The sequence below is a fragment of the Nocardia sp. NBC_00416 genome, from assembly GCF_036032445.1.
Lineage (GTDB): Bacteria > Actinomycetota > Actinomycetes > Mycobacteriales > Mycobacteriaceae > Nocardia.
Genome location: NZ_CP107932.1, coordinates 1,294,148 through 1,315,967, shown reverse-complemented (window position 1 = coordinate 1,315,967; position 21,820 = coordinate 1,294,148). Strand labels below are relative to the sequence as shown.

Genomic DNA, 21,820 nt, shown 5'->3' with positions numbered 1-21,820 from the left:
GTTCAATCAGATGATTGAAACGTACTACGGGTCGGGTTCCCGTCGTTCCGGAATCGCTCGACAAAACCCGGCGACCCGGGCCCCGCATCGACGAATCCGGCACAGCGGACCCGGGTCGACCACCGCCTGCGGTCTACCGGCCGCGACGGGCCCGGAGTCCGCAACCGATGACGTCGACCGTCCATTCGAGGTCGCCTTCCGGATCGCCGGTCCGCTGGTCCCGACTACGCGCGCAGGCGGGCACGAGCTCGGCCTCGCGGTTCATCCGGCCACGAACCGAACGCGCAGCACCGTTTTGTACTCTGAAATACATAATGATGTAGGGTCATGTCCATGGGTAGACCGCGGGCATTCGACGAGGCCGCAGTACTCGATGCGGCAGCGAGTCAGTTTCGAGTGCTCGGATTCAGCGATTGCTCGACCGAACGACTGTGTGAGGTCGCCGGTGTGCGACGAAGCAGCCTGTACAACACGTTCACGTCGAAAGAGGAGCTGTTCGTCCAGGCCCTGCGGCGATACCTGTCGGTCGTCGACGAGATGCAAGAGGCAATCCTCACCGACAAGACCCGCGACGGTCGCGAACGGCTGGAGACGCTCGCCGAGCTGGTGCTGGCCGAGGAACGGGCGGCCGCCGAACAGGGGCATGCGGCCGGCTGCATGGTCGTCGGCACCTACATGACGCCGGGACTCCGCGAACGCGATGAACGGATCGTCCGAGCCCTGGAAGCGTCACTGGAGCAGCGACTGTCGCTGCTGGCACACGCAATCCGAGCCGGCCAGGCCGATGGCAGCCTACGACGCGATGTCGACGCCGACGACGGCGCACTTCTTGTGGTGACAGTCATTTCCGGGCTTCGCGTCAGCGCCCAGGCCGGGGTCGTCCCGGACCAGCTCCAGCGAGTCTTCACCCTGGGACTACAACCCCTCGTCGGCTGACCCGCGGTCTGTCGACCGCGGCCCGCGGACCTCGCACGCCACCGTTTTGGACTCTCGAATACAGAAAGGCGTTCTGTCGAATCGGCCTTTTCCGCAACGCATCACGCCCCAAACACACGATCACACGATCCGAACGACCGGCCGTGCCCGGTCGCGCACGCACAGAGGAGTTATTCCATGACCCTGACCACGCCCGCCGAACTCACCGACCAGCGCACCGCGATCGTCCGCCGCGCTTTCGAGCTCATCGATGCGGGTGATCCCGCGTTGCTCGATCTCTACACCGACGATGTGGAACTGTACTTTCCGAAATTCGGTGTCGGACACGGTAAACAGGACATGGCCGAGTTCGCGCAGCGCCTCTGGGCAGACCTATCGGCCCTCGAACACGATATCGACGGCCTGGACATCATGGTGGCCGGAGACAGGATCATCGTCGAAGGCCGTGAATGGGGCATCACCGCCGACGGGAGTCGATGGCCGGACCAGCGCGTCTCGACCGGCCGTTTCTGCAATGTCTTCACGTTTCGCGGCACACTCATCAGCGCGGTCCACATCTACGTCGACCCGGACTTCACCAGCAGCCACGAGGAGAAAGTCCGTCAACTGCACCGCGGCGACGGCACGAAATAGTCAGTCCCGAGCCCATGACGGCCGAAAGGCCCCACTTTCGTCGGGCCGCCGGTCGTCAATAGGTGAGGGGCACCGCAAAGCGGCGCCCCTCACCTGATGGTCTTATTTCACGCCCGCCTTGATGGCGGCGTCCTGTTTCTGTGCGATCTCGATTGCCACTTCGTCCGGGACACGTTCACCGGTGCTGCTGTTGAACTCGAGGATCGCAAAGGCGCTGCCCTCACTGAAAACAACGACCGTCGCATCCGGGGCATACATTATGCCGCCGCCTGCACCGACCTCGATGGGAGAAAAAGCGACGCCTCCGGCTTGTTGGGACGCGGCGTCCTTTGCCGCCGCGACGGCTGCAGTGGCGGTCTCCGGACTATCCCGCACAATGATGGACGTACTGATCTTTTCAGTGCCCTCGCTGTTGCCGAAAATGCCGGTGATACCGTCCTGCTCCGGCTGGGTGGTCTTCAATGTCCAGCCGGCGTCGATATCGCTCGGCTCGATGAGCAGGCCGGCGTACTCGAGCGTCGCGGGCGAGGAAGCCGCGGCGCCGGTCGACGCGACCAAGGTGGCGGCGGACGACGACTTCTCGTCGGAACTGCAGCCGGCAATTCCGAAGGCCAGCGCCGCAGCGGCACCGAGCACCGCAACTTTCGATATGTTCACCGGAAGATCATGGCAGGGGCGTAAACCGCCACGCAACCCGGTATCGCGGACGTCAATAGACGTTATGCGGTAGGAACTCGCCCCGCGGCTCGCCACATTGCCGGAGGGTGTGATCGCTCCCCCATTGCGCGAGTCGGATGGCTCGACTCTCGGTCGCGAAAATCATCGAACTAGCCTTGTTCGCACCAATTCATTTCTCCGCAGAACAATCGATCAGTCACTCATGGCGCACCGACCGGACCCGCGCGGTCCGGCCCACATCCGGCGTTGCACGCGTGCGTCGGAGTGGCGCGGAATGTCACCACCAATTCGGTATCGCAAGATTTCCCGACCGATCCCAACGATCGACGAGATCTCGCCTAGATACCCACGCGGGCATCATCTTTCACCGAAACGAGGGGTGGACGGCACCGCATCGCGGTGCCGTCCACCTTCACCCCGAAACAGGCCCTGACCCCACTCATCCCCGCATCCTGCGTGCCACCCGGGCACGCTCCTCGGAGATGGCCAGCCGCCGAGCTGCCATGGCCGCGGCGGGCGATCCGCCCGTGACGATCGCACGGTGGACCGCCACGACGTCTTCGATGCCCTCCCGCGCCCCGACCCCCGCCGCGGGAGTGATGGCGTGATCGGCGTCGCCGACCAGGATTACGGGGGACGACGGCGCCGCGGCCTGCGCGAATGGAACATTGCGGGCATTGGATACGTGGACGGTGTCGGTCCCCGCGACCAGTTTCTCGGTCAGTTCCCGGACCGAGGCGGGCGTCGCCGCGAGCACTTCCTCGGCCCACCGGTCGACCGGCTCGATCCGGTCTCCGCGACCGGCAGTGGCGCGCGGGTGACGCGCAAGAACCACAGTGCCGCGGCGGCGCCAGGACGCCAGATATGCCCGAACGTCGCGGCCGGGCGGGTACCGGAACCGGACTCGGCGTGGAAGTGCAGGACGAACGGATCGGTGGGGCATTCCACGGGCGTCGCGGTCATTCCATAGAGCACCACGTCACCGGCGTACTCGGTGACCCGCCCGGGTTCGCTGCCCGCCCGCGCCGCCGAGTCGATGCCGTCGGCGCCGATCACCAGGTCCTCGGTGGTCACCGAACGGTCGCCGACGCGGAAGGTCGTGTGCCCGTGCGCGGCGTCGACCGTCACTTCGGTGACGGGGCTGCCGTAGCCGATCTCCGCTCCCGCGTCCCGCGCGAATCGCTTCAGCACCTCGATCAGATCGCTGCGCAACCAGAACCGGTGCCCCTCACTCGGACGCCGGCGGGTCACGCCGTCGTCGGGGGTGTACTGCAACTCGGTCAGCGGATACGAGGCCGCGTGCAGTTCCGCCTCCGGCACACCCAGCTCGAGCAGACCGCTGTGCCCGCGCCCGTCCAGGATCAGGAACGCCCCGCCTCCCCCGCCGTGCTGCTGCTCGTACACCGTCACCGGCCGTCCGGACCGGGACAAACCGCCGGCCAGGGCCGTCCCGGCTATACCACTTCCCAGAATTGTGATCATCGGGCCTCCGGGTGTCCGATCCATGGACGCCAACATACAAGAACGACACAGGTTCCCGCCTACGTGATCAGCTTCTCGCTCTTCAGCCAGTCGTAGGCGACATCGGCCGGATCCTCACCGTAGATATCGACGCGGCCGTTGAGTTCCTGCATCAGATCGTCGGTGAGCCGCTCGGACAGCGTCCCGAGCAGCGGAGCCAGTTGCGGGTAGCGGTCGATGATCTCGCCGCGCACGACCGCCGTACCGCTATACGGCAGGAAGAACTTCTGGTCGTCCTCGAGGACAGCCAGATTCAGGTTCTTGACCCGGCCGTCGGTGGTGTAGACCATGCCGAAATTGCACGGCGAGGATTTGGCCGTGGCCGTGTACACGACCCCGGCGTCCATCCGCGTCACGTTGCCGGCCGGCACACCGTTCGGATCGTTGTAGGGGATCCCGTACTTCTGCAGCATGGGGATGAAACCGTCGGAGCGGCTGAAGAATTCGTCGTCGACGCAGAACGTCCGGTCGGATACCGGGAGCGCGGCGACCTCCGACAGCGTTCTCACTTTCAGACGTTCGGCGGTCGGCGTGGACGCGGCGAACGCGTAGGTGTCGTTGAAGTTGGACGGCGGCAGCCATTCCAGGTCGTAGTCGCGCTTCTCGACGTCGTGCACACGCTGCCACAGTTCCTGCGGATCCGCGATCGTCTCGGTTTCGTTGTGGTAGTTGACCCAGCCGGTGCCGGTGTACTCCCAGAGCACATCGGCGTCACCGTTGAGCTGGGCCTGCCGCGACGACGCCGAACCCGGAGCTCCGGTCAGATCCGTGACCTCGGCGCCGGCCGCGGCCAGATAGGTCGCGGTGATCTTGCCCAGCAGCACGCCCTCGGTGAAGCTCTTCGAGGTGACGACCAGTTTCGCGCCGTCCAGCGGCCGGGCGCCGTCCGGCAGACTCGCGTCGTGAAAAGTTCCCGACGAACTCACCAGACCGCACCCGGCCAGCAGCGCCACCGCCGCGACGAATGCGGAAACCGCGGTGACCAGTCGCGCGCGGGGCGAACTCATGACACACCTCGTGGGGTCGCGGCCAGTTCGACGAGTCGGCCCAGCCAATCGATGGTGAGGGCCAGCAGTCCGACCAGGATCGCGCCGGAGATGAGCAGTTTGGGCAGGAACAGGGTGACGCCGGTGGTGATCAGCGTGCCGAGGCTGGTCGCGCCGATGAACGTACTCAGCGTCGCGGTCCCGACCAGGATGACCAGCGCGGTGCGTACACCGTTGAGGATGACGGGCACCGCGAGCGGAAGCTCGACCTGGAACAGCGTGCGGGTGCCGGAGAAGCCGATACCGCGCGACGCCTCGATCGTGCGCTGATCCACCTGCCGCAGCCCGACGATCGTGTTCTGCAGGATGGGCAGGATCGCGTATACGACGAGACCGACTATCGCCGTACGGAATCCGGTGCCAAGCCAGAACGTGAACAGGACCAGCAGCCCGACCGCGGGCGCCGCCTGGCCGATATTGGCGATATTGACGGCGATCGGCTCGAATCGCTTCAACCCCGGGCGGGTCAGCGCGATACCCAGCGGTATCGCGACCACCACCACGATCACCGTGGCCACCACGGTCAGTTTGATGTGCTCCAGGATCGTGGTCTGCAGAGTGGACCAGCTCAGGGACGCCTGCTCGGTCGGGGTGAACGTCGTCGACCGATACCACAGGACGTATCCGATACCGATGACCGCGATGATCAGCGGTTCGAACCAGACATCGATCGGCAGCCGGCGCAGGCGGTTCACGACGGCTCAGCCGATCCGGGTTCGTCATCGGCGGCGACCACCGGGGTCGGCGCCGGATCGGTTCCGTCGACGTAGGTCACATACGAGGGGTCGGTCTCGTCGGCGTGCGCGTCGGCGAGTTTGTCCCGGATCACCTCCGTCACCGAACCGATGCTCAGCGATCCGACGACCGCGCCCCGGCCGTCGGTGACCAGGGTGGCGCCCTGGCTGGTCGCGAGCATGGCGTCGAGCGCGTCGTTGAGGGTCGAGGACCGGGCGACGACCGGCAGCCGCCGATCCAGGAAGTCCGAAACCTCCGGTTTGGTCGCCAGTTCCGTGAGCGTGGGCCACGACCGCGGCCGGCCCGCCGCGTCGACGACGACCACCCAGGTGTGCCCGGCCGCTTTCGCCCGCTCGATCACGGTCTGTGACGATTCGCCGATCCGAGCGGTGACGACCTTGTCGCTGGGCACATCACGGACCCGCGATACGGTCAGATACGCCAATTTCGCACCCGACCCCACGAACTCCTCGACGAAGGGCGTGGCCGGGTCGGTGAGAATGTCTTCGGGAGGCGCGTACTGCTCGATATGGCCGCCTTCGGACAGGATGAGCACCTTGTCGCCGAGTTTGGTGGCCTCTTCGAAATCGTGGGTGACGATCACAATGGTCTTGCCGAGCTCGTGCTGGATCGCGATCAGACTGTCCTGCAGCCGAGCCCGGGTGATCGGATCGACCGCGCCGAACGGCTCGTCCATGAGCAGGACCGGCGGGTCGGCCGCGAGGGCCCGCGCCACCCCGACCCGCTGCTGTTGCCCACCGGACATGTCCTTGGGGAGCCGGTCGGCGAAAGTCGCGGGGTCCAGGCCCACCAGATCGAGTAGATACTCGGTGCGTTCGGCGATCCGCTTCTTGTCCCAGCCGAGGACCCGCGGGATGGCGCCGACGTTCTTGGCGACAGACCAGTGCGGGAACAGACCGCCGGACTGGATGACGTACCCGATCGACTGTCGCAGCTTGTCGGGGTCCTCCCCGGTGACGTCCCGGCCGCCGATGAAGATGCGGCCCTCGGTGGGTTCGATCAGCCGGTTGATCATCTTGAGCGTCGTCGTCTTACCGCAACCGGACGGGCCGACGAAGGCGACGATCTGCCCCGCCGGTATTTCGAGGTCGAGTCGCTCGACCGCCGGTTTCTCCTGGCCCTTGAAACGTTTGACGACCGCGTCCAGAGTGATGGACACCCCGGTCACCGTCCGCTCCGGCGTCTCCGCCGCGATCCGACTGGTCACATCCCCGGTCACAGGGCCTCCTTCGAAGCGGGTTCATGCGGTCCGCGGAGACCGAAGCGAAGGCGGAGGTACCGCATCACAGGGCCTCCTTCGAAACGAATTCATGCGGTCCGCGGAGACCGGAGCGAAGGCGGAGGTACCGCATCACAGAGCCTCCTTCGAAACGAATTCATGCGGTCCGCGGAGACCGAAGCGAAGCCGGAGGTACCGCATCATGACAGTCCCTTTGCGATTGTGAGGCGTCCGAGCAGGACGAGCAGCGCGTCGAACACCAACGCGATGATGACGATGAGGATCGTTCCGGTCAGTGCCATTTCGAGGGCGTTCGCGCCGCCGAGCCGGGACAGTCCGTTGAAGATCAGCGATCCGAGCCCCGGTCCCAGCACATAGGCGACGATGGCCGCGACGCCGACGATCATCTGGGTGGAGACCCGGATTCCGGTGAGGATCACCGGCCAGGCGATCGGCAATTCGACGGTCAGCAGAATCCGCAACCGCGAAAAGCCGATACCCTGAGCGGATTCGACGACCGAGGGCGGCACCGACCGCAATCCGACGATGGCGTTGCCGATCACCGGTAGCGCCGCGAAGAACGCCAGCATGATGAACGACGGGACGACACCCAGACCGAACGGGACCAGCAGCAGCGCCAGCAATGCCAGCGAAGGGATGGTCAGCGCGACCCGGCTCGAGGTCAGCGACAGCGCCGACAGCAGCGGGAGCCGATAGACCGCGACCGCGATGAGCACCGCGACGACCGTCCCGACCAGAACGGTCTGGAACGCCAGGGAGGCATGCTGATAGGTGAGGAACGTCAGGACTTCTCCCCGCCCTCGGACGTAACTCCACAAATTCACGGGATTCCCATCGTCAGCCGAAGACCAGCCGGTAGCTGTCCGCGCACGGGACGCGCGGGGCCGTCAAAGATTAATCGATTCCGGGCGTACAGTTCCGGACGTCGCGCGGCGGGCGATTCGCCGATCGAGCGGCCGCCCGCGCTTTTTCCCCGCCGGCCAGCGGTGACATGATCCGGACACCGGCCCGCCACGAATTCACGCACGGCGATTTGTATGCGAGCGATGTCATCGATTCCAGTCGAGGTCAACGGTTTGCGCCTTTCGGTGGAACGGCCACAGCGACCGGCGTCGAAGGCCCCGGACGAACCCCCGACTGTCAGCGCTTCCGCCGAACCCACTCTGACACAGACACTCTCGCGGCGCCGGGTATCCGATCGCAGGCCGCTACGCGGCCTGCAACTGCGCGCCGGCCTTCGCGTAGTGCTCGGCGCTACCGGAGATCACCGTGCTCGGCCTGCCGTCGACACCGACCGGCACCTCCCCGGCCAGCGTGATGCGGGTCAGTCGACGGTGCTCGCTACCGTCGTAGTCGTCGACGGCGTAGTGCTGAGTGGCGCGGTTGTCCCAGATCGCGACATCACCCAGTGCCCAGTTCCAGCGGGTGGTGTGCTCGAGGCGGGTCACGCGGTCCTGGAACAGGCGGAACAGCGTCTGCGATTCGGTGCTGCTCAGGCCGACGAACTGCTTGACGAACCCGCCGAGCAACAACGCGCGTTCACCGGTGTCCGGATGAACCTCCACAACAGGATGCTCGGTCTCGAAGTAGGTGGCTTCGAATTCGCGCCGATACGCGGTGGCGCCCGCGTCCGGGTCGTCCGCGGCGGTGGCGGCGTAGTCGTACTGGTTGGTGTGGCGGGCGCGCAGACTCTCGGCCAGCCGCTTGAGCGGTTCCGGGAGCGAGTTGTACGCGGCGACGGTCGAGGCCCAGGTGGTCGAGCCGCCGTAGCTGGGCAGGGTGACCGCCCGCAGGATCGATGCTTTCGGGACGCGATCGACGAAGGTGACGTCGGTGTGCCAACTGTTGGAGCGACCGTGGCGGGAATCGATGGCCAGGCTCTTCACACCCGCCGAGGTGACGGTCGGATGCGGGGTCGTCGGGTTGCCGAGCAACTCCGCGAACTCGTACTGTCCGTCCTCGGTCAGATGGTGCTGCCCGCGGAAGAAGATCACCTTGTGTTCGTCGAGTGCCGCCCGGACTGCGGCCACGATGCCCGGGTCCAGGTCGCCGCACAGCCGGACGCCGTCGATCCGCGCGCCGATATGGGTGCCGAGTTTGACCACCTGCACGGTGGTCACGGTGTCAGCGGTGTGGTCGACGGACATATCCAGGGCCTTTCGCTCGAACCTGAGGATCGCTGCAGATGTAACCACCGCCGGTTCGGCTCGGCCAGTATTACGGTCAGCGGGATTCGAATGGGCAAACGCACAGCGAACCGGCCGTCGCAGCTCCTCGGGACCGGCGCTCTGCCGCGTGCGCGCCGGCGGACGCCGTCTCGTCACACCGGTGAGCGCCGCATGCACGGGCGTGCGGCAGCTCATCGTCCATTCCGGCGGCGAACTCGGACCCTCCTCCCCGACCGCACCGGGTCGGCGTCAGTTCTGGCGTGGCAGCAGTTCGGCGGCGAACCTGTCCGAGAACCGGCCGAGCGGCGCACCGGCGGCGGGCACTATGACGAATTTGCTGAGCCCGGCCGCGAGGTATCCGTCGATCAGGCGGTGCAGTTCCGCCCAGCTGCCGGCCACCAGGTCCGCGGGATCGGCCCCGGGCTGCTGCCGCCGCACCGTCGCGGCGAGTTCGGGAGGAAGACCGTCTTCCGCGAGCAGCAGCGTGATACCGAAATGGTCGGCCTCGATCTCGCGACCCGCGTGCGTCGCCGCCGCGTTGATCGCCGATACCGCCGCCGCGGCGTCGGTCGGAGTAAGGAAGCTCCCCAGCCAGCCGTCGCCGTAGCGGCCGATTCGGCGGAAAGCGGCCGGCGACCGCCCACCCAGCCAGATATCCAGCGGCCGTGCCGGCCGGATACCCACCCGGGCACCGCGCACGGTGAAGTAGTCGCCGTCGAACGCCACATCGTCGGCCCGCAGCACCGCCCGCAAAAGCCGCAGTGATTCGTCGAAGACCGCACCCCGCGGGCCCGCCACCGGAAACAGGTCGCGTTCGCCTGGGTTCGCCGGCTGCAGTCCGAACACCGGCAGGACCCGCTTCGGGGCGAGCGCGGCCAGCGAGGCCAGTTGCTCGGCCACCAGCACCGGATTACGGCCGGGCAGGATCGCCACCGAGGTGCCGACCTTCAGCCGCGTGGTGCGCGAGAGCGCGAACGCCATGCCGACCACCGGGTCCACGGCCGGCGAGTACACCAGTTCGGAGAACCAGATCGAATCCACGCCCGTGGTTTCCAGCCGATCGATGACGGCCGGCAGGTCTGCCGTAGAGATATTCGAGCCCACACCCACGCCGAACCGAATCTTCAACTCATCACCCCTCGATCTGGTCAGCCGCACCCGGCTGCCTTCCTCCAGTAGACCTCCCGCCCCGGCGCTACCGCCGACCGGGTCACACCCGGTGCGGCTGATCGTCGGCCGGATCCGCCGCCCCCGAGTCGACCGTTTCTCCGATACGGCGCCGACGCTCGGATTCGCCGAGGCCGCACGCGACAGTCACGTCATCGCCCGGCGGCGCTGATCGGATCCGGGCTGTGCGAGCTTGTGGCCGCGGCGGCGCGGTGGGCGGCGCCGCCGGGGATTCCGAGCAGGCTCGCCAGCAACGCCACGCTCCACAGCGCCGCGGCCGACCAGGAGATCAGGTGCAGCGCCCCGAGGAAGCGCGGTCCGGTGGGTGGCCCGGCGAGGACCCCGAACACCGCGACGCCCAGCGCGGTACCGGTCTGCCGGGCAGTATTCGACACCGAGGTCGCCACCCCGGGCCGATCGGGCGGTGTCGCCTGCACCACCGCCGCGACAGCTGCCGCGGTGACCAGGCCGGCGCCACAGCCCAGCACCGCGAAACCGGCGAGCAGCCAGCCGATTCCGCCCTCCGGCAGCCGCGCGAACAGCAGTGAGCCGGCAATCGCGAGCACGCAACCCGTTGCGACCGCGGTGCGCGGTCCACGTCGCGCGGTCAGACCGCCGGACAGCGGCGCCAGCACGACGAGCGGCACGGCCAGCGGCAGCACGGCCGCACCCGCCCACACCGGCGGCCATCCTCGCACGTTCTGCAGATAGAGCATGCAGACGAAGAGCAGGCCGTTGACGACCAGGTTCATGATCAACGCCACCAGATTCGGCGCAAGGAATTCGCGGGTTCTCAGCAGATCCGGCGGCAGCACCGGATACCGGGCCCGGCCCGCCGACCACCACGCCACGCCGAGTGCCGGCACGGTCACCGCCACAGCGCCCAGTACGGTGACGCGCCCCTGCCCGTGCCCGAGCGCGATAACCGTGAACACCGCACCCACCAGACCCATGAGCAATGCCACCGTCCCGAGGACGTCGAGGCCCTCCCGGCTACCGCCCGTCCTCTTCGCCACCACCACCGCAGAGCCCACCATCGCCGCCACACCGAGTGGAACATTGATGCCGAAGACCGGACGCCAGCCGTAGCGATCCACCAGTAGACCACCGAGCAGCGGGCCCGCGGGCAATGCCAGCGAGGAGGCCGCCGCCCACACCCCCAGTGCTCGCGACCGGGCACCCGCCTCGGGATAGGCGTGCACGATCACCGCCAGCGTGCTCGGCAACAGCAGCGCCGCACCGATCCCCTGCACCACCCGGGCGCCGATCAGGGCGGCGGCCGTGGGGGCCAGGGCACAGGCCAGCGAGGCCGCGCCGAACACCGCGAATCCGGTCAGGACGACCGGGCGATGACCGATCCGGTCGCCCACCGGCCCCGCTGCGGGCAACAATCCGGCGATGGCCACCACATAGCCGTCCACCACCCATTGCAGGGTCGCGCTTCCGCCGCCGACATCGTGGCCGATCGCGGGCAGCGCCACATTGACGACCGTGACGTCCAGCAGGACGAAGAACATCCCGGCACACATCACGCCGAGCACCACCGCGGGTGCGGCCCGCGTAGAGGACGAGCGATTCACGACATTCACCGTGCTCATACCCGGCAGTCTCACCCTGCCGGACTTCGGCCGGGACCGAAGTATCGGCGCGCGACAATGGGGAGCATGACCGCGCACGGGCCCGAACACGGATTCGCCGATATCGCCGCCGTCGGCGGACTGCTCGCCGATCCCACCCGCGCAAAGGTGATCGGCGCGCTCACCGACGGTCGCGCCCTGCCCGCGTCGGTACTGGCCGCCGAGGCCGGTATCGCGCCGTCGACGGCCAGCGAGCACCTCGCCCGGCTGGTCGGCGGCGGCATGCTCACGGTGGAGCGCTCCGGCCGACATCGCTATTACCGGTTGGCGAACGCACAGGTCGCCGCGGCGTTCGAAGCCCTGGCAGCGCTGGCCCCGATCCGCCCCGTGCGGTCGCTGCGGGAATCCGGCCGGGCGGCGGCGATGCGTAACGCGCGCAGTTGCTACGACCATCTGGCAGGAAGGCTCGGTGTGGCCGTCACCGAGGGACTCGTCGCCGCGCAGGCGCTGGTCCGCGACGACGGCGCGACCGGGACCGAGCGAGCGGCCGGAGACCGGCTCGCGGCGCCGGTGGCCGAGCACACCTACCGGCTCGGACCCGCGGCGACGCCGGTCTTGGCCGAACTCGGCGTCGATCTCGCCGAGGTACGCGGGCGGCGGCGGCCGCTGCTGCGCTTCTGCGTCGATTGGAGCGAACAGCGCCATCATCTCGCGGGCGGGCTCGGCGCGGCAGTGCTCACCCGGATGGAATCGGCGGGCTGGGTCGCCAGGCACGAGAGCAGGCGCGCACTCCGGGTGACCGATGCGGGGGCCAGTGTCCTGCACAGTGTTCTCGGCATCGAACCGAGCTGACAGCGATCCCACGGCAAGAGCCCGAACCGTCCCGCCCCGCTCGCTCGCACCGCCGGCGAATCCGGCCTAGGCGGAACTTCGCGGTGCGCCCACCGCCCGCTTCGCATCTCGGCTGCCGGCGCATCCGAGGGAAACAACCACCGATCGATCAGGCGGCGAGATCCTGTTCGGGTCGCCGCCGCGTGGCGTATTCGTCGACGTAGTGCTGCCCCGTCCGGGCGGCGATGGTCCGCATCAGCGCGTCGGTCGCCCCGCGGATTCCGTGCGGTCCGGACCTTCGATGAACCGCCAGGTCCACCGGAGGCAGGATCTCGACCACTACCCGTCGGCGCCACCACGGGCGTGCGGGAGCGGAGCCTGTCCCGGTGATGGCCACCGGCAGCAGCGGCGCCCCGGTCTGCATCGCGACCCGGACAACTCCGGTATGGCCACGGTAGAGCCGGCCGTCCGGAGAGCGGGTTCCTTCCGGGTGGATACCCCACACGCCCCGGCGTTCGATGATGCCGGCGGCGGCCGTGAGCGCGGGCGCGGCGCCGGGGCCGCCGCCGCGATCGACCCGGATCTGACCGACTCCGTGGAAGAACCATCGCTGGGCCAGTCCGAACGGGCCGGGACGGTCGAAATAGTCCGATTTCGCCAGGAAGAACACCTGCCGGCGGACCGCCCAGGTGAGGTAGAAGGAGTCGAGTACCGCCAGGTGATTGGCCGCGAGGATATAGGGACCGTGAGCTGGAAGATGTTCGCGGCCGATCACTTTCGGCCGGCCGAGCACCCGGAGCAGGGGTCCGATGAAGATATACCGGCACAGGCGGTAGCAGAACGCGCTCCACAGGGACATAGACACTGTCTACCCCACGACAGTAGACAATGTCTACATGAGTGGCAGTGGAACGCGCGACGCCCTGGTGCAGGCCGGTATCGCCCTACTCGAGGAAACCGGTTCGACCGAGATCGGGCTGCGGGAGATCGCGCGGCGGGCCGGTGTCTCGCACGGCGCGCCGCGCCGGTGGTTCCCCACCCGCAAAGCATTGCTCGGGGCGCTCGCCGAGGTGGGGCTGCGCGATCTGGCGCTGACGCTGGCCGCGGCGGGCGACTCCCGCGATGCCGATATCACCGAATGGGCGAGGGCATACATAGAGTTCGCCTGGGCCCGGCCGGCGGTGTTCACCTTGATCTTCCGGCACGACCTGTTGGAAGGCTCCGGCGCCGGGTTGCGTTCGGTGTCCACACCGCTGTTCGAACGCCTCGTCACCCAGGTCCGGAACACCCGCCCCGAACTGGACCCGCTCACCACAGCCACCGCATTGTGGGTGGGCGTGCACGGCATCGCGGTGCTCTCCACCACCGGCGCGCTGACCCTGGCCGCTCCCGGCGTGGACATCGACGATCTGATCCGGCGTGTCGTGCGCGACGCCCTGGGGTGAACCGGCGCCGCGGTGATCCACCGCGGCGCCCGCTCTCACTCGCGGCCGGTCAGCCGGAACTCCGCACACTCACCGGAGGTACTGAACCGGACGAAGCCGGCCTTCTCCAGCACTCGGACAGACGCGGGATTCGCGAGTTCCACCGACGCGGACACGGCGTGCACCAGAGGTGCGGTGAGCGCGTAATCGGCCAGCGCCCGGGTCGCTTCCGTCGCATACCCGCGGCCCCGGCGCGACGGCACGATGCCGTAGCCGAGCTCCAGCACACCGTCGAGCGGCGGCCAGAACAGACCTATCGACCCCACCGTCGTACCGCCGTCGCGCTCCACCACCAACCGGTGGCCGTACGGATCCAGCCATTCGGGTCGCGCCCGCAGCGCGTCGGCGATCTCCCGGTCGCCGGTGGCCGGGAAATCCCGCGCCCAGTGCGGCTGCGCGGTGCCGGCGTGCACCGCGACGAGGTCGTCGGCCGTCCACGAGCGGAGAAGTAGTCGCGGCGTACGGATTTCGGCGGAATTCGCCATGGCAGAAGTAGACACGAGAGCTCCAGATCATCGGAGGTGATCCGGTCGCGCGTATCAGACGTGCGCGAACCGGAGCAGGACATGCTGAAACAGGCCTGTGTGGGCCATATTCATCGACCTCCTCACCGCCTCGCACCGATCGCCGGGTCACGCTAGCCGTGCTCGCGCACCTCGGCAAGTCACGCGCGAGGGGCCCGGACTCCGGATCCGCGGACACGAAACGGTTCCGGCGTCGCAATCCGGCGGTCGCCCGCCCGGCAGCGGTACCTTGCGCACAGCGGATCCTCATGGCCGCCGCGGGCCGCGTTTCCGGCGCGCGGACTGCTCCCACACCGATATCCGAATGATGCGCGAGGTGGTCTCCTGTGCTGGGGCGTAGCGACAGTAGAACGTTCGGAAGCCGGGCGTCGACGAATGCGGCCCGTCGCGAACGGCCCGCCGGGCCCGCGCCCGGCACCGTGCCGAAACCACCGAATTCCGGGCAGGCACCGCATTGAACACGACCACCGCGGCCCGGGCCCCTCGGCACCACACCAGGTTCGTGCGGAACGCGTACGGCAACGCGGCCGCCGAAACCTTCCTCATCATCGCGATCGCGACCATCCTGGTGACGCGCGCGTATCTCGCGATCACCGATTATCCGCAGGTGGGCGGCGGCTCACTGCATATCGCGCATGCCCTGTACGGCGGCGCGGCCATGATGATCGCGTTACTGCTGGGCTGGCTGGTCCTCGGGTCCGCCGCCCGCACCGGCGCCGTGGTGATCGGGGGTATCGGGTTCGGGCTCTTCCTGGACGAGGTGGGCAAGTTCGTCACCGCCGACAACGACTACTTCTACGGCCCCTCGGCCGAGATCATGTACGTACTGGTGTTGGTGATCCTCGTCGCCAACCGGCTGGTGCGAGTGTTGCGCGCGCCCACGACGGACGAATATCTGGCCAACGCCGCCGCCATCGCGGCGACCGGCGCTGCCGGCGGGCTACCCGCGCATCGCCGGGCGGCGGCGCGCACACTGCTCGACCGGGCCGAGGACGGCGGCGCCGACCCGAGTGCGGTGCACGGGATCCGGCTGCTGCTGCAAGCGGCGGATCATCGCACGGATCGGCTGTACTCGGTCCGGCGACTGCTGCCGCGCCTGGTTCCCCGTATCTTGCGCAGCGCCCGGTGGATACCGGTGATCGGCTGGCTGCTGGTGGTCGCGTCGTGCGCGGGCGTCGCCACCGGAATCGCCCAGCTGGTGGCCGGTGGTCTGCATCTGGACCGATCCGAAACCGCCTTCGATTTCGGGCGGATGGGAGTCGCGGAGGCGATCCTTTTCGTCAGCGCATGCCTGACCCTGGTGACGGCGGCGCCCGCGATGATCGGGTACCGCCGGACAACCGCCCTGTGGCCGTTGCAGACCCTGCGCGTCGCGGCTTTGATCTTCACCGTCCTGAACGCCTTCGCCGATTTCGCGACCGAAGGATTCGGGGCGCTGGTATCGGTCGCGGCCGGACTCTTCGCGATGGCGCTGCTCTCGTACCAGATCACGCTGCGCATCGGTACACCTGCCGGGCCCGCGGACAACGCGCGTCGGGAGCGCCGTACCTGACTCCTCGTCACCCGGCCGGTGCGACGGCGCGACCGCCGGTCGAGTATCTTTCCCGCAGTTCGGTTTTGAGAACCTTCCCGCTGGCGTTGCGGGGCAGCGCCGCGACGATCGCGATCTCCTTCGGGCATTTGTATCCGGCCAGCCGATCCCGGGCGAACGCCTCGATCTGCGCGGCGGTGGGCGCGGCGGCCGGGTCCGCCGCAACGATCACCGCGAGCGGCGCCTCGCCCCAGGTGGGGTGCGGCACACCGATCAACGCGATATCGGCCACCCCGGGATGCCCGGCCAGCACGTTCTCCACCTCGGCGCAGTAGATGTTCTCCCCACCGGAGATGATCATGTCCTTCTTGCGATCGACGACATAGAAATAACCGTCCTCGTCCGCGCGCACGAGGTCGCCGGAGTGGAACCAACCCCCGGCGAACGCCTCCGCCGTCGCCTGCGGTTTGTTCCAGTACTCCTTCATCACCGTGGGGCCCCGGTAGACGATCTCCCCGACCTCGCCGGGCGCCACCTCGTTCATCTCCTCGTCGACGACTCTGACCTCGACGTTCAGGATGGGAGTCCCGACCGACCCGATCTTGCGAACCGCATCCTCGCCGCGCAGAGTGCAGGTGACCGGACTGCATTCGGTCTGTCCGAACGCGGTGGACACCGCGGCCTGCGGGAAGGTCTCGATCATCGTGCGCAGCAGCGTCGTCGACGCCGGGGCCGCGCCCCAGGAGATCTGCCGCAGCGCGGACAGGTCGTAGCGCGCGATATCCGGGAGCGCACAGATCGCCTGCCACTGCGCCGGGACGAAGAAACAACTCGACACACGCTCGCGGGCGAGCAGTTCGACCGAGGTGGCCGGGTCGAACCCGCCCGACGGCGTGATCACGAACGTACCGCCGGGCAGCAGGCACATCAGATAGCTGGACAGCCCGGCGATGTGGAACAGCGGCGCCCCGTTGAGCGCGACGCGATCGTCGCCGGATATGCCCTGGTGCATGCCGACGCTGAAGGCGTGCAGCATGAGGTTGTAGTGGGTGAGCACCGCGCCTTTGGGGCGACCGGTGGTGCCGGAGGTGTACATGATGTAGGCCGGTTCGTGCTCGTCGACGGTCACCTCGGTGAATTCCGGGCCGGCGTCACGCAGCGCCTCTTCGTAGTCTTCGCCGTCGTGCTCGCCGGCGCCCCCTCCGATCACCAGGGAGGTCCGCAGCTCCGGCGCCTGTCGGCGTGCCTCGCCCAGCACCCTCGCGAACCGCGCGTCGACCACGGCCGCGGCCGCACCGGAATCCTGCAGCAGATAGGCGATCTCGCCGGCGACCAACCGGAAATTGATGGGCACCCCGATCGCGCCGAGCCGGTTCGACGCGAGGAATGCCTCGACCACCTCCACGGAGTTCAGGCCGAGAACGGCGACGCGATCACCGGGGCCGATTCCGCGTGCCCGCAACGCGTTCGCCAGCCGGGACACTCGCTCGTCCAGCTGTCGGTAACTTCGCGATTCGCCCCCGAACCGGAGGGCCGGAGCAGCGGGGATCTTGCGGGCGGGCCGGGCGAGCTGCTCGCCGGCTGTCATTCCTCGAGATATCGGGGGTGAACTACTGGCCATGACGGGCTCCACATCTCGGTCGATCAGTTGCGAAGCGTACGCCGCCCACGCGCCGCACACGGCGGAATCGATGCGGCAGCAGCTACCGGACCACATCGTCGATGCCGCCGGCGCCGGCGACGGCGGGAGCACGCGCGCACAGGGACCTGTGGTTACCACATCACCACGAGATCCGGCCAGACCTCGATCCGGTGGGTCGACCGCGCGAGATCGGGTATCCGGCTTCGACAGGCACACAACTCTTTCGAGGAGGTGGACCGTGAGCACTATCGCAGGAATCCACAAGGAGAGTCGTTCGACCCGGCTGCCGGGGACGCACTCCGCCCGACCAGGTGCGGCCCGCTCACTGCTGATCGTCTGGGTGTTCCTGATGGCAGTGGCCAGTCTCGCGCTAGTCCTGCTCTGAACTGTCCGCGAGCCGAACCGACTGTGCCCGAGGGCTCCGCGGGGCGCAACCCCCGCGGAGCCCTCGGGCACAGTCGCACCTAACCGGCCCGGCGCACCGCACAAGCCTTCTCACGCATGATATTCGTCACCGCAAATAGTACTGAAAATCATTATCATTACGGCTACCATACTCTCCGTGGCTCGGCGTTCATTTGAATTATGCTGCGCGGCAACCTATTTCGATATCGGTTCACACGGTCCGCCGGACGAACCGGTCCCCTCGACGGCAGCGCCGCCGGTGCGGGCTCATCCCGATTCGCACGACTACGGAGTTCCATGGACAACGCACTGCACATCCTCACCCGCACCGATCTGGCCGATATCGACATCACGCCGTCCGAGGTGATCGAACTCGTCGAGGAGGGCTATCTCGCGTTGGCCCGCGGCGACTCACGGTGTCCGGTGAAACTCATGATGCCGATCCCGAAACTCGAACGTGACGCCGTGTCGTACTCGATGCTCGGATACGACGGATCGCTCGAACACCTGGGCTTCAAGACCTCCTACCGGCAGGGCAGCGAGAGCGCCGCCAAGTACTACACGACGATCAGCCTCTACGACGACGCCACCGGACTGCCGTTCGCACTGATGGACTGCCAGCGCATCGGCGCCGCCCGCACCCCGGCCACCACCGCGATCATCGCGAAGCATGCCGCGCCGGAGGGCGCCGACAGCGCGCTGATGATCGGCACCGGAGTCCAGGGCCGCAATACACTGCCCTATCTGCTCAGCGCACTGCCCGGTCTGCGGCGACTGCGCCTGTTCGGGACCCACCCGGACGGAATCGCCGAAAGTCGCGCGGCGCTGCGGCGGTGGTTCCCGGATCGCGAACTCGAACTGGTCGAGGACGTGCCCGCCGCGGTCGCCGAATCCGATATCGTCGTGGTGGCCTCGGGCCGCGCCGCGCACCCGAAGGTGCGCACCGAATGGCTGCGACCGGGTGGTCTGCTGATCTCGGTGGCCAGCAAGGGCGTCGCGAGCGGCGCGCTGCGGGCCGCGGATTACGCCATCGCGACCAGCACCGGTCAGCTGGGCGTCACCGGCACGCGTCTGGCCGGCGACGACGATGTCGTGATCGACGCCGAACTTCCCGAGATCGTGGCCGGGCGGGCGCCGGCCCGGCGGGACCGGTCCGACCGCGTATTCGCCTTCTCCAGCGGGATGGTCATCACCGATATCCCGGTCGCGCATGCCCTGGCGACCCGCGCGGTCGCGGCCGGGCGTGGACAGCAGGTGCGGCTGTGGACCTGAGTCCCACCACGATCGACCTTCCCGCACTGCCGGCCGTCGAGCTGGCCTGGCAACGGCGGGTCATCGACGATCGGCAGCTCCTCTTCGATATTCACCACGCCGTCGGCGGACCGTTCCATGTGGTCCACCCCGAGCAGTTCGGCGCCAATCTCCGGGATTTCCAGACGGTGCTGTCCCGGCACGAGACCCGTGGTCGGGTGTACTACGGCAAGAAAGCGAACAAGGCCGGTTGCTGGCTGCCCGTGGTCGCCGACCTCGGCGCGGGAGCCGATGTCGCGTCCGAACCCGAGCTGGTGCACGCCTTGGCGCACGGCATCCGGGGCCGCGATATCTGCGTGACCGGGGCCGCGAAGACCGATGCGCTGCTGCGGCTGGCAGCACGGCACGACTGCATTGTCGCCGTCGACGCACTCGACGAACTGGCACGCGGCGCGCACATCGCCCGCACGGCGGGGCGATTGCGGATTCTGCTGCGCGTACTGCCGCCGACCGCCCCGGACAGCCGATTCGGTTTATCGGAGGCCGACCTGGATCACGCGGTCGCCCGCTGCGTGGATCTGCGCGAGCAGGTCGAACTACTCGGCTTCTCGTTCCATCTCGACGGCTACGCGGTCGCGCCCCGCGCCGAACTCGCCCACCAGGTGATCGGGCTGTGCGAGCGAACCCGCGCGCGCGGACTCCCGGTATCGGCGATCTCGATCGGCGGCGGCTTCGCCTGCCGATACGTGCGGGACGAGGACTGGGCGGCCTTCCAGCGCGATCACCGCGACGAATGGTTCCACGCGGGCAGGCGGTTCGAGAAGTTCTATCCCTACGCCCAGCAGCCCACCGGGGCCGCCATGCTCGATGCGATCCTCACCGAAACCTGCCACGGGCGCAGCCTGGCCGAGCGTCTGCGGAGCGCCGATATCGCGCTCTTCCTGGAACCGGGCCGCGCCCTGCTGATCGACGCGGGGTTCAGCGTGTTCCCGCTGCTCGGCTTCAAACAGAACGCCGACTACGGGATCGCCACCGTGCACGGCCTCAGCATGAGCGTGTCCGAGCAGTGGAAGGGCAGCGAGTTCCTGCCCGATCCGATCCTGGTGCCGCGCGCCGCCGACCCGGACCCGCGTCCGGTCGCGACCTGTGTCGGCGGCGCCAGCTGTATGGAGTACGACGTCCTCACCTGGCGCAAGGTGCTGCTGTCGCAGCGGCCGCGCGCCGGTGATCTGCTGCTGTACCCGAATACCGCCGGCTACCAGATGGACAAGAACGAGAGCGAGTTCCATCAGCTGCCGCTACCGCCCAAGATCGTCGTCACCGACGCGGACGACCGACTGCGCTGGAGGCTGGACCGATGAGCGCGCAGCCGCCCCGGCACGGCGAGAACGTGGTTCGGTTCGCCTCCGAGCTGATCGGCGCCACCCCTTTGCTCGAGCTGGTCCGCACCGGTGCGGGCACCCGGCTGCTGCTCAAACTCGAGCAGTTCAACCCGACCGGATCGGCCAAGGTGCGGATGGCGCGGGAGATGGTCGTGCAGGCCGAGGACAGCGGGGAACTGCGGCCGGGCGGTCATATCGTGGAACCCACCTCCGGTAACACCGGCACCGGCCTGGCGCTGATGGCGCTGGAACGCGGCTATTCCTTCACGGCCGTGGTGGACGATCACGCCGCCGCCGACAAACTCCGGGCCATGAAGGCCATGGGCGCGCATCTGGTGATCGTGGACAGTGCCGGCACCGAAGGCCCCAGCAGTGTGCGGCGCCGCCGGGTCGCGGCCGAGATCAGCACGCGCACCGGGGCCTACCAGCCCGATCAGCACAACAACCCACACAACAACACCGGGTATCGCGAGCTCGCCGCCGAATTGCGCAAAGATCTGGCGACCGATATCGACTATCTCGTCGGCGCGGTGGGCACCGGCGGCTCCCTGTGCGGCACCGTAGCGGAACTGCGGCGGCTGGGCTCCGGAGTCCGCGCGATCGGTGTGGAACCCGCGGGGTCCATCATCTTCGGCGGCCCGGCGGGCGGCTACTGGCAGACGGGCGCCGGCAGCCCCGCGGGATTCCCGGTGGGCGGCAATGTGAAATACGACGTGATCGACGAAGACTGCCGGGTCCGCGATATCGACGCCTTCGCCACCGCGCGGGTGGTCGCGCGGCGCACCGGCATCCTCATCGGCGGTACCGCGGGCGCCGCCGTCCATGTCGCATTGCGCCGACTGGTGCACCTGCCTGCGGGCAGCACGGTGGTAGTGCTGGTGTGCGACGCGGGCGAGAAGTACCTCGACACCGTCTACGACGAGGATTGGCTCGCGGCCCGCGGCCTCTACGATCAATCCGCGCACCAGCGGATCGTCCGGCTCTGCCGCGCCTACGACGAGTCGGTGCGGCTCGCGTCCACCGATCTCGTGCGGACGGGAGCATAGGT

22 protein-coding genes are annotated in these 21,820 nt (G+C 68.1%); 9 read left to right on the top strand and 13 right to left on the bottom strand.

Going from position 1 to position 21,820, the window contains the following annotated elements; all coding sequences use genetic code 11:
- The first annotated feature begins 333 nt into the window (after nt 1-333).
- Together OG804_RS05975 and OG804_RS05970 are read left to right on the top strand one after the other, a co-directional pair.
- The gene (locus tag OG804_RS05975; RefSeq protein WP_328394696.1) at nt 334-936 is read left to right on the top strand and encodes a TetR/AcrR family transcriptional regulator; all 603 of its coding nucleotides are present in this window, start codon (nt 334-336) and stop codon (nt 934-936) included.
- A gap of 177 nt (nt 937-1,113) precedes the next feature.
- A complete protein-coding gene (locus OG804_RS05970) occupies nt 1,114-1,569 on the top strand; it encodes a nuclear transport factor 2 family protein (RefSeq protein ID WP_328394694.1) in 456 nt (151 codons plus the stop codon).
- A gap of 102 nt (nt 1,570-1,671) precedes the next feature.
- Here the strand turns inward: OG804_RS05970 and OG804_RS05965 are convergent, their stop codons facing one another.
- The 10 genes from OG804_RS05965 to OG804_RS05920 form a co-directional block, all read right to left on the bottom strand.
- On the bottom strand, nt 1,672-2,226 hold the full coding sequence (locus tag OG804_RS05965; RefSeq protein WP_328394692.1) for a hypothetical protein: 555 nt from the start codon (nt 2,224-2,226) through the stop codon (nt 1,672-1,674).
- Nucleotides 2,227-2,686: 460 nt separating this feature from the next.
- On the bottom strand, nt 2,687-3,004 hold the full coding sequence (locus tag OG804_RS05960) for a hypothetical protein (protein WP_328394690.1): 318 nt from the start codon (nt 3,002-3,004) through the stop codon (nt 2,687-2,689).
- Entirely contained in the window at nt 2,968-3,729 is a 762-nt protein-coding gene (locus OG804_RS05955) for an FAD-dependent oxidoreductase (RefSeq protein ID WP_328394688.1), read from the bottom strand. Before OG804_RS05955 ends, OG804_RS05960 begins: the two co-directional genes overlap by 37 nt.
- A 59-nt stretch (nt 3,730-3,788) precedes the next feature.
- Complete coding sequence (locus OG804_RS05950) at nt 3,789-4,775, bottom strand: glycine betaine ABC transporter substrate-binding protein (protein WP_328394686.1); 987 nt, start codon at nt 4,773-4,775, stop codon at nt 3,789-3,791.
- Nucleotides 4,772-5,509 carry an ABC transporter permease gene (locus tag OG804_RS05945; protein WP_328394684.1) on the bottom strand — a complete coding sequence of 246 codons (738 nt, stop codon included), beginning with the start codon at nt 5,507-5,509 and terminating at the stop codon, nt 4,772-4,774. The genes OG804_RS05950 and OG804_RS05945 overlap by 4 nt, the downstream gene beginning before the upstream one ends.
- Complete coding sequence (locus OG804_RS05940) at nt 5,506-6,789, bottom strand: ATP-binding cassette domain-containing protein (protein WP_328394682.1); 1,284 nt, start codon at nt 6,787-6,789, stop codon at nt 5,506-5,508. Before OG804_RS05940 ends, OG804_RS05945 begins: the two co-directional genes overlap by 4 nt.
- A gap of 200 nt (nt 6,790-6,989) precedes the next feature.
- A complete protein-coding gene (locus tag OG804_RS05935) occupies nt 6,990-7,634 on the bottom strand; it encodes an ABC transporter permease (RefSeq protein WP_328394680.1) in 645 nt (214 codons plus the stop codon).
- A gap of 384 nt (nt 7,635-8,018) precedes the next feature.
- Complete coding sequence (locus tag OG804_RS05930; protein ID WP_328394678.1) at nt 8,019-8,957, bottom strand: TauD/TfdA dioxygenase family protein; 939 nt, start codon at nt 8,955-8,957, stop codon at nt 8,019-8,021.
- Nucleotides 8,958-9,227: 270 nt separating this feature from the next.
- On the bottom strand, nt 9,228-10,106 hold the full coding sequence (locus tag OG804_RS05925; protein WP_328394676.1) for a TIGR03854 family LLM class F420-dependent oxidoreductase: 879 nt from the start codon (nt 10,104-10,106) through the stop codon (nt 9,228-9,230).
- A gap of 191 nt (nt 10,107-10,297) precedes the next feature.
- Entirely contained in the window at nt 10,298-11,743 is a 1,446-nt protein-coding gene (locus tag OG804_RS05920; RefSeq protein ID WP_328394674.1) for an MFS transporter, read from the bottom strand.
- 66 nt (nt 11,744-11,809) lie between these two features.
- Here OG804_RS05920 and OG804_RS05915 point away from each other — a divergent pair, with 66 nt between their 5' ends.
- A complete protein-coding gene (locus OG804_RS05915) occupies nt 11,810-12,574 on the top strand; it encodes an ArsR/SmtB family transcription factor (protein WP_328394672.1) in 765 nt (254 codons plus the stop codon).
- 148 nt (nt 12,575-12,722) lie between these two features.
- Here OG804_RS05915 and OG804_RS05910 read toward each other — a convergent pair whose 3' ends face one another.
- Nucleotides 12,723-13,412, bottom strand: coding sequence for a lysophospholipid acyltransferase family protein (locus OG804_RS05910; protein ID WP_328394670.1), 690 nt, complete (start codon nt 13,410-13,412; stop codon nt 12,723-12,725).
- Nucleotides 13,413-13,449: 37 nt separating this feature from the next.
- Here OG804_RS05910 and OG804_RS05905 point away from each other — a divergent pair, with 37 nt between their 5' ends.
- Entirely contained in the window at nt 13,450-13,998 is a 549-nt protein-coding gene (locus OG804_RS05905; RefSeq protein WP_328394668.1) for a TetR/AcrR family transcriptional regulator, read from the top strand.
- A 35-nt stretch (nt 13,999-14,033) separates the two neighbouring features.
- On the opposite strand, the gene OG804_RS05900 is transcribed toward OG804_RS05905, so the two are convergent.
- Nucleotides 14,034-14,522: a GNAT family N-acetyltransferase gene (locus OG804_RS05900; protein WP_328394666.1), complete on the bottom strand. Its 489-nt coding sequence runs from the start codon at nt 14,520-14,522 to the stop codon at nt 14,034-14,036.
- Between the two features lie 541 nt (nt 14,523-15,063).
- Between OG804_RS05900 and OG804_RS05895 the strand changes: the two genes are divergently transcribed.
- Nucleotides 15,064-16,113, top strand: a complete 1,050-nt coding sequence (locus OG804_RS05895) for a hypothetical protein (RefSeq protein WP_328394664.1) — start codon at nt 15,064-15,066, stop codon at nt 16,111-16,113.
- 7 nt (nt 16,114-16,120) lie between these two features.
- Here the strand turns inward: OG804_RS05895 and OG804_RS05890 are convergent, their stop codons facing one another.
- Nucleotides 16,121-17,713, bottom strand: coding sequence for a long-chain-fatty-acid--CoA ligase (locus OG804_RS05890; protein ID WP_442941754.1), 1,593 nt, complete (start codon nt 17,711-17,713; stop codon nt 16,121-16,123).
- A gap of 259 nt (nt 17,714-17,972) precedes the next feature.
- On the opposite strand from OG804_RS05890, the gene OG804_RS05885 reads away from it, so the two are divergent.
- From OG804_RS05885 to OG804_RS05870, 4 genes are all read left to right on the top strand, one after another.
- Nucleotides 17,973-18,119 (top strand): hypothetical protein, encoded by a 147-nt coding sequence (locus tag OG804_RS05885; RefSeq protein ID WP_328394660.1) that lies wholly within the window; start codon nt 17,973-17,975, stop codon nt 18,117-18,119.
- Between the two features lie 317 nt (nt 18,120-18,436).
- Nucleotides 18,437-19,411: an ornithine cyclodeaminase gene (locus tag OG804_RS05880; RefSeq protein ID WP_328394658.1), complete on the top strand. Its 975-nt coding sequence runs from the start codon at nt 18,437-18,439 to the stop codon at nt 19,409-19,411.
- Entirely contained in the window at nt 19,402-20,751 is a 1,350-nt protein-coding gene (locus tag OG804_RS05875; protein WP_328394656.1) for an alanine racemase, read from the top strand. The genes OG804_RS05880 and OG804_RS05875 overlap by 10 nt, the downstream gene beginning before the upstream one ends.
- A complete protein-coding gene (locus OG804_RS05870) occupies nt 20,748-21,818 on the top strand; it encodes a PLP-dependent cysteine synthase family protein (RefSeq protein WP_328394654.1) in 1,071 nt (356 codons plus the stop codon). Before OG804_RS05875 ends, OG804_RS05870 begins: the two co-directional genes overlap by 4 nt.
- The last annotated feature ends 2 nt before the right edge of the window (nt 21,819-21,820 follow it).

What these genes read in the sequence shown, in the direction of transcription:
- OG804_RS05970 (WP_328394694.1), top strand. Translation starts at nt 1,114, where the DNA reads ATGACCCTGACCACGCCCGCCGAACTCACCGACCAGCGCACCGCGATC.
- OG804_RS05915 (WP_328394672.1), top strand. Translation starts at nt 11,810, where the DNA reads ATGACCGCGCACGGGCCCGAACACGGATTCGCCGATATCGCCGCCGTC.
- OG804_RS05900 (WP_328394666.1), bottom strand. Translation starts at nt 14,522, where the DNA reads ATGGCGAATTCCGCCGAAATCCGTACGCCGCGACTACTTCTCCGCTCG.
- OG804_RS05910 (WP_328394670.1), bottom strand. Translation starts at nt 13,412, where the DNA reads ATGTCCCTGTGGAGCGCGTTCTGCTACCGCCTGTGCCGGTATATCTTC.
- OG804_RS05920 (WP_328394674.1), bottom strand. Translation starts at nt 11,743, where the DNA reads ATGAGCACGGTGAATGTCGTGAATCGCTCGTCCTCTACGCGGGCCGCA.
- OG804_RS05955 (WP_328394688.1), bottom strand. Translation starts at nt 3,729, where the DNA reads ATGATCACAATTCTGGGAAGTGGTATAGCCGGGACGGCCCTGGCCGGC.
- OG804_RS05890 (WP_442941754.1), bottom strand. Translation starts at nt 17,713, where the DNA reads ATGGCCAGTAGTTCACCCCCGATATCTCGAGGAATGACAGCCGGCGAG.
- OG804_RS05905 (WP_328394668.1), top strand. Translation starts at nt 13,450, where the DNA reads ATGAGTGGCAGTGGAACGCGCGACGCCCTGGTGCAGGCCGGTATCGCC.
- OG804_RS05975 (WP_328394696.1), top strand. Translation starts at nt 334, where the DNA reads ATGGGTAGACCGCGGGCATTCGACGAGGCCGCAGTACTCGATGCGGCA.
- OG804_RS05880 (WP_328394658.1), top strand. Translation starts at nt 18,437, where the DNA reads ATGGACAACGCACTGCACATCCTCACCCGCACCGATCTGGCCGATATC.
- OG804_RS05930 (WP_328394678.1), bottom strand. Translation starts at nt 8,957, where the DNA reads ATGTCCGTCGACCACACCGCTGACACCGTGACCACCGTGCAGGTGGTC.
- OG804_RS05950 (WP_328394686.1), bottom strand. Translation starts at nt 4,775, where the DNA reads ATGAGTTCGCCCCGCGCGCGACTGGTCACCGCGGTTTCCGCATTCGTC.
- OG804_RS05870 (WP_328394654.1), top strand. Translation starts at nt 20,748, where the DNA reads ATGAGCGCGCAGCCGCCCCGGCACGGCGAGAACGTGGTTCGGTTCGCC.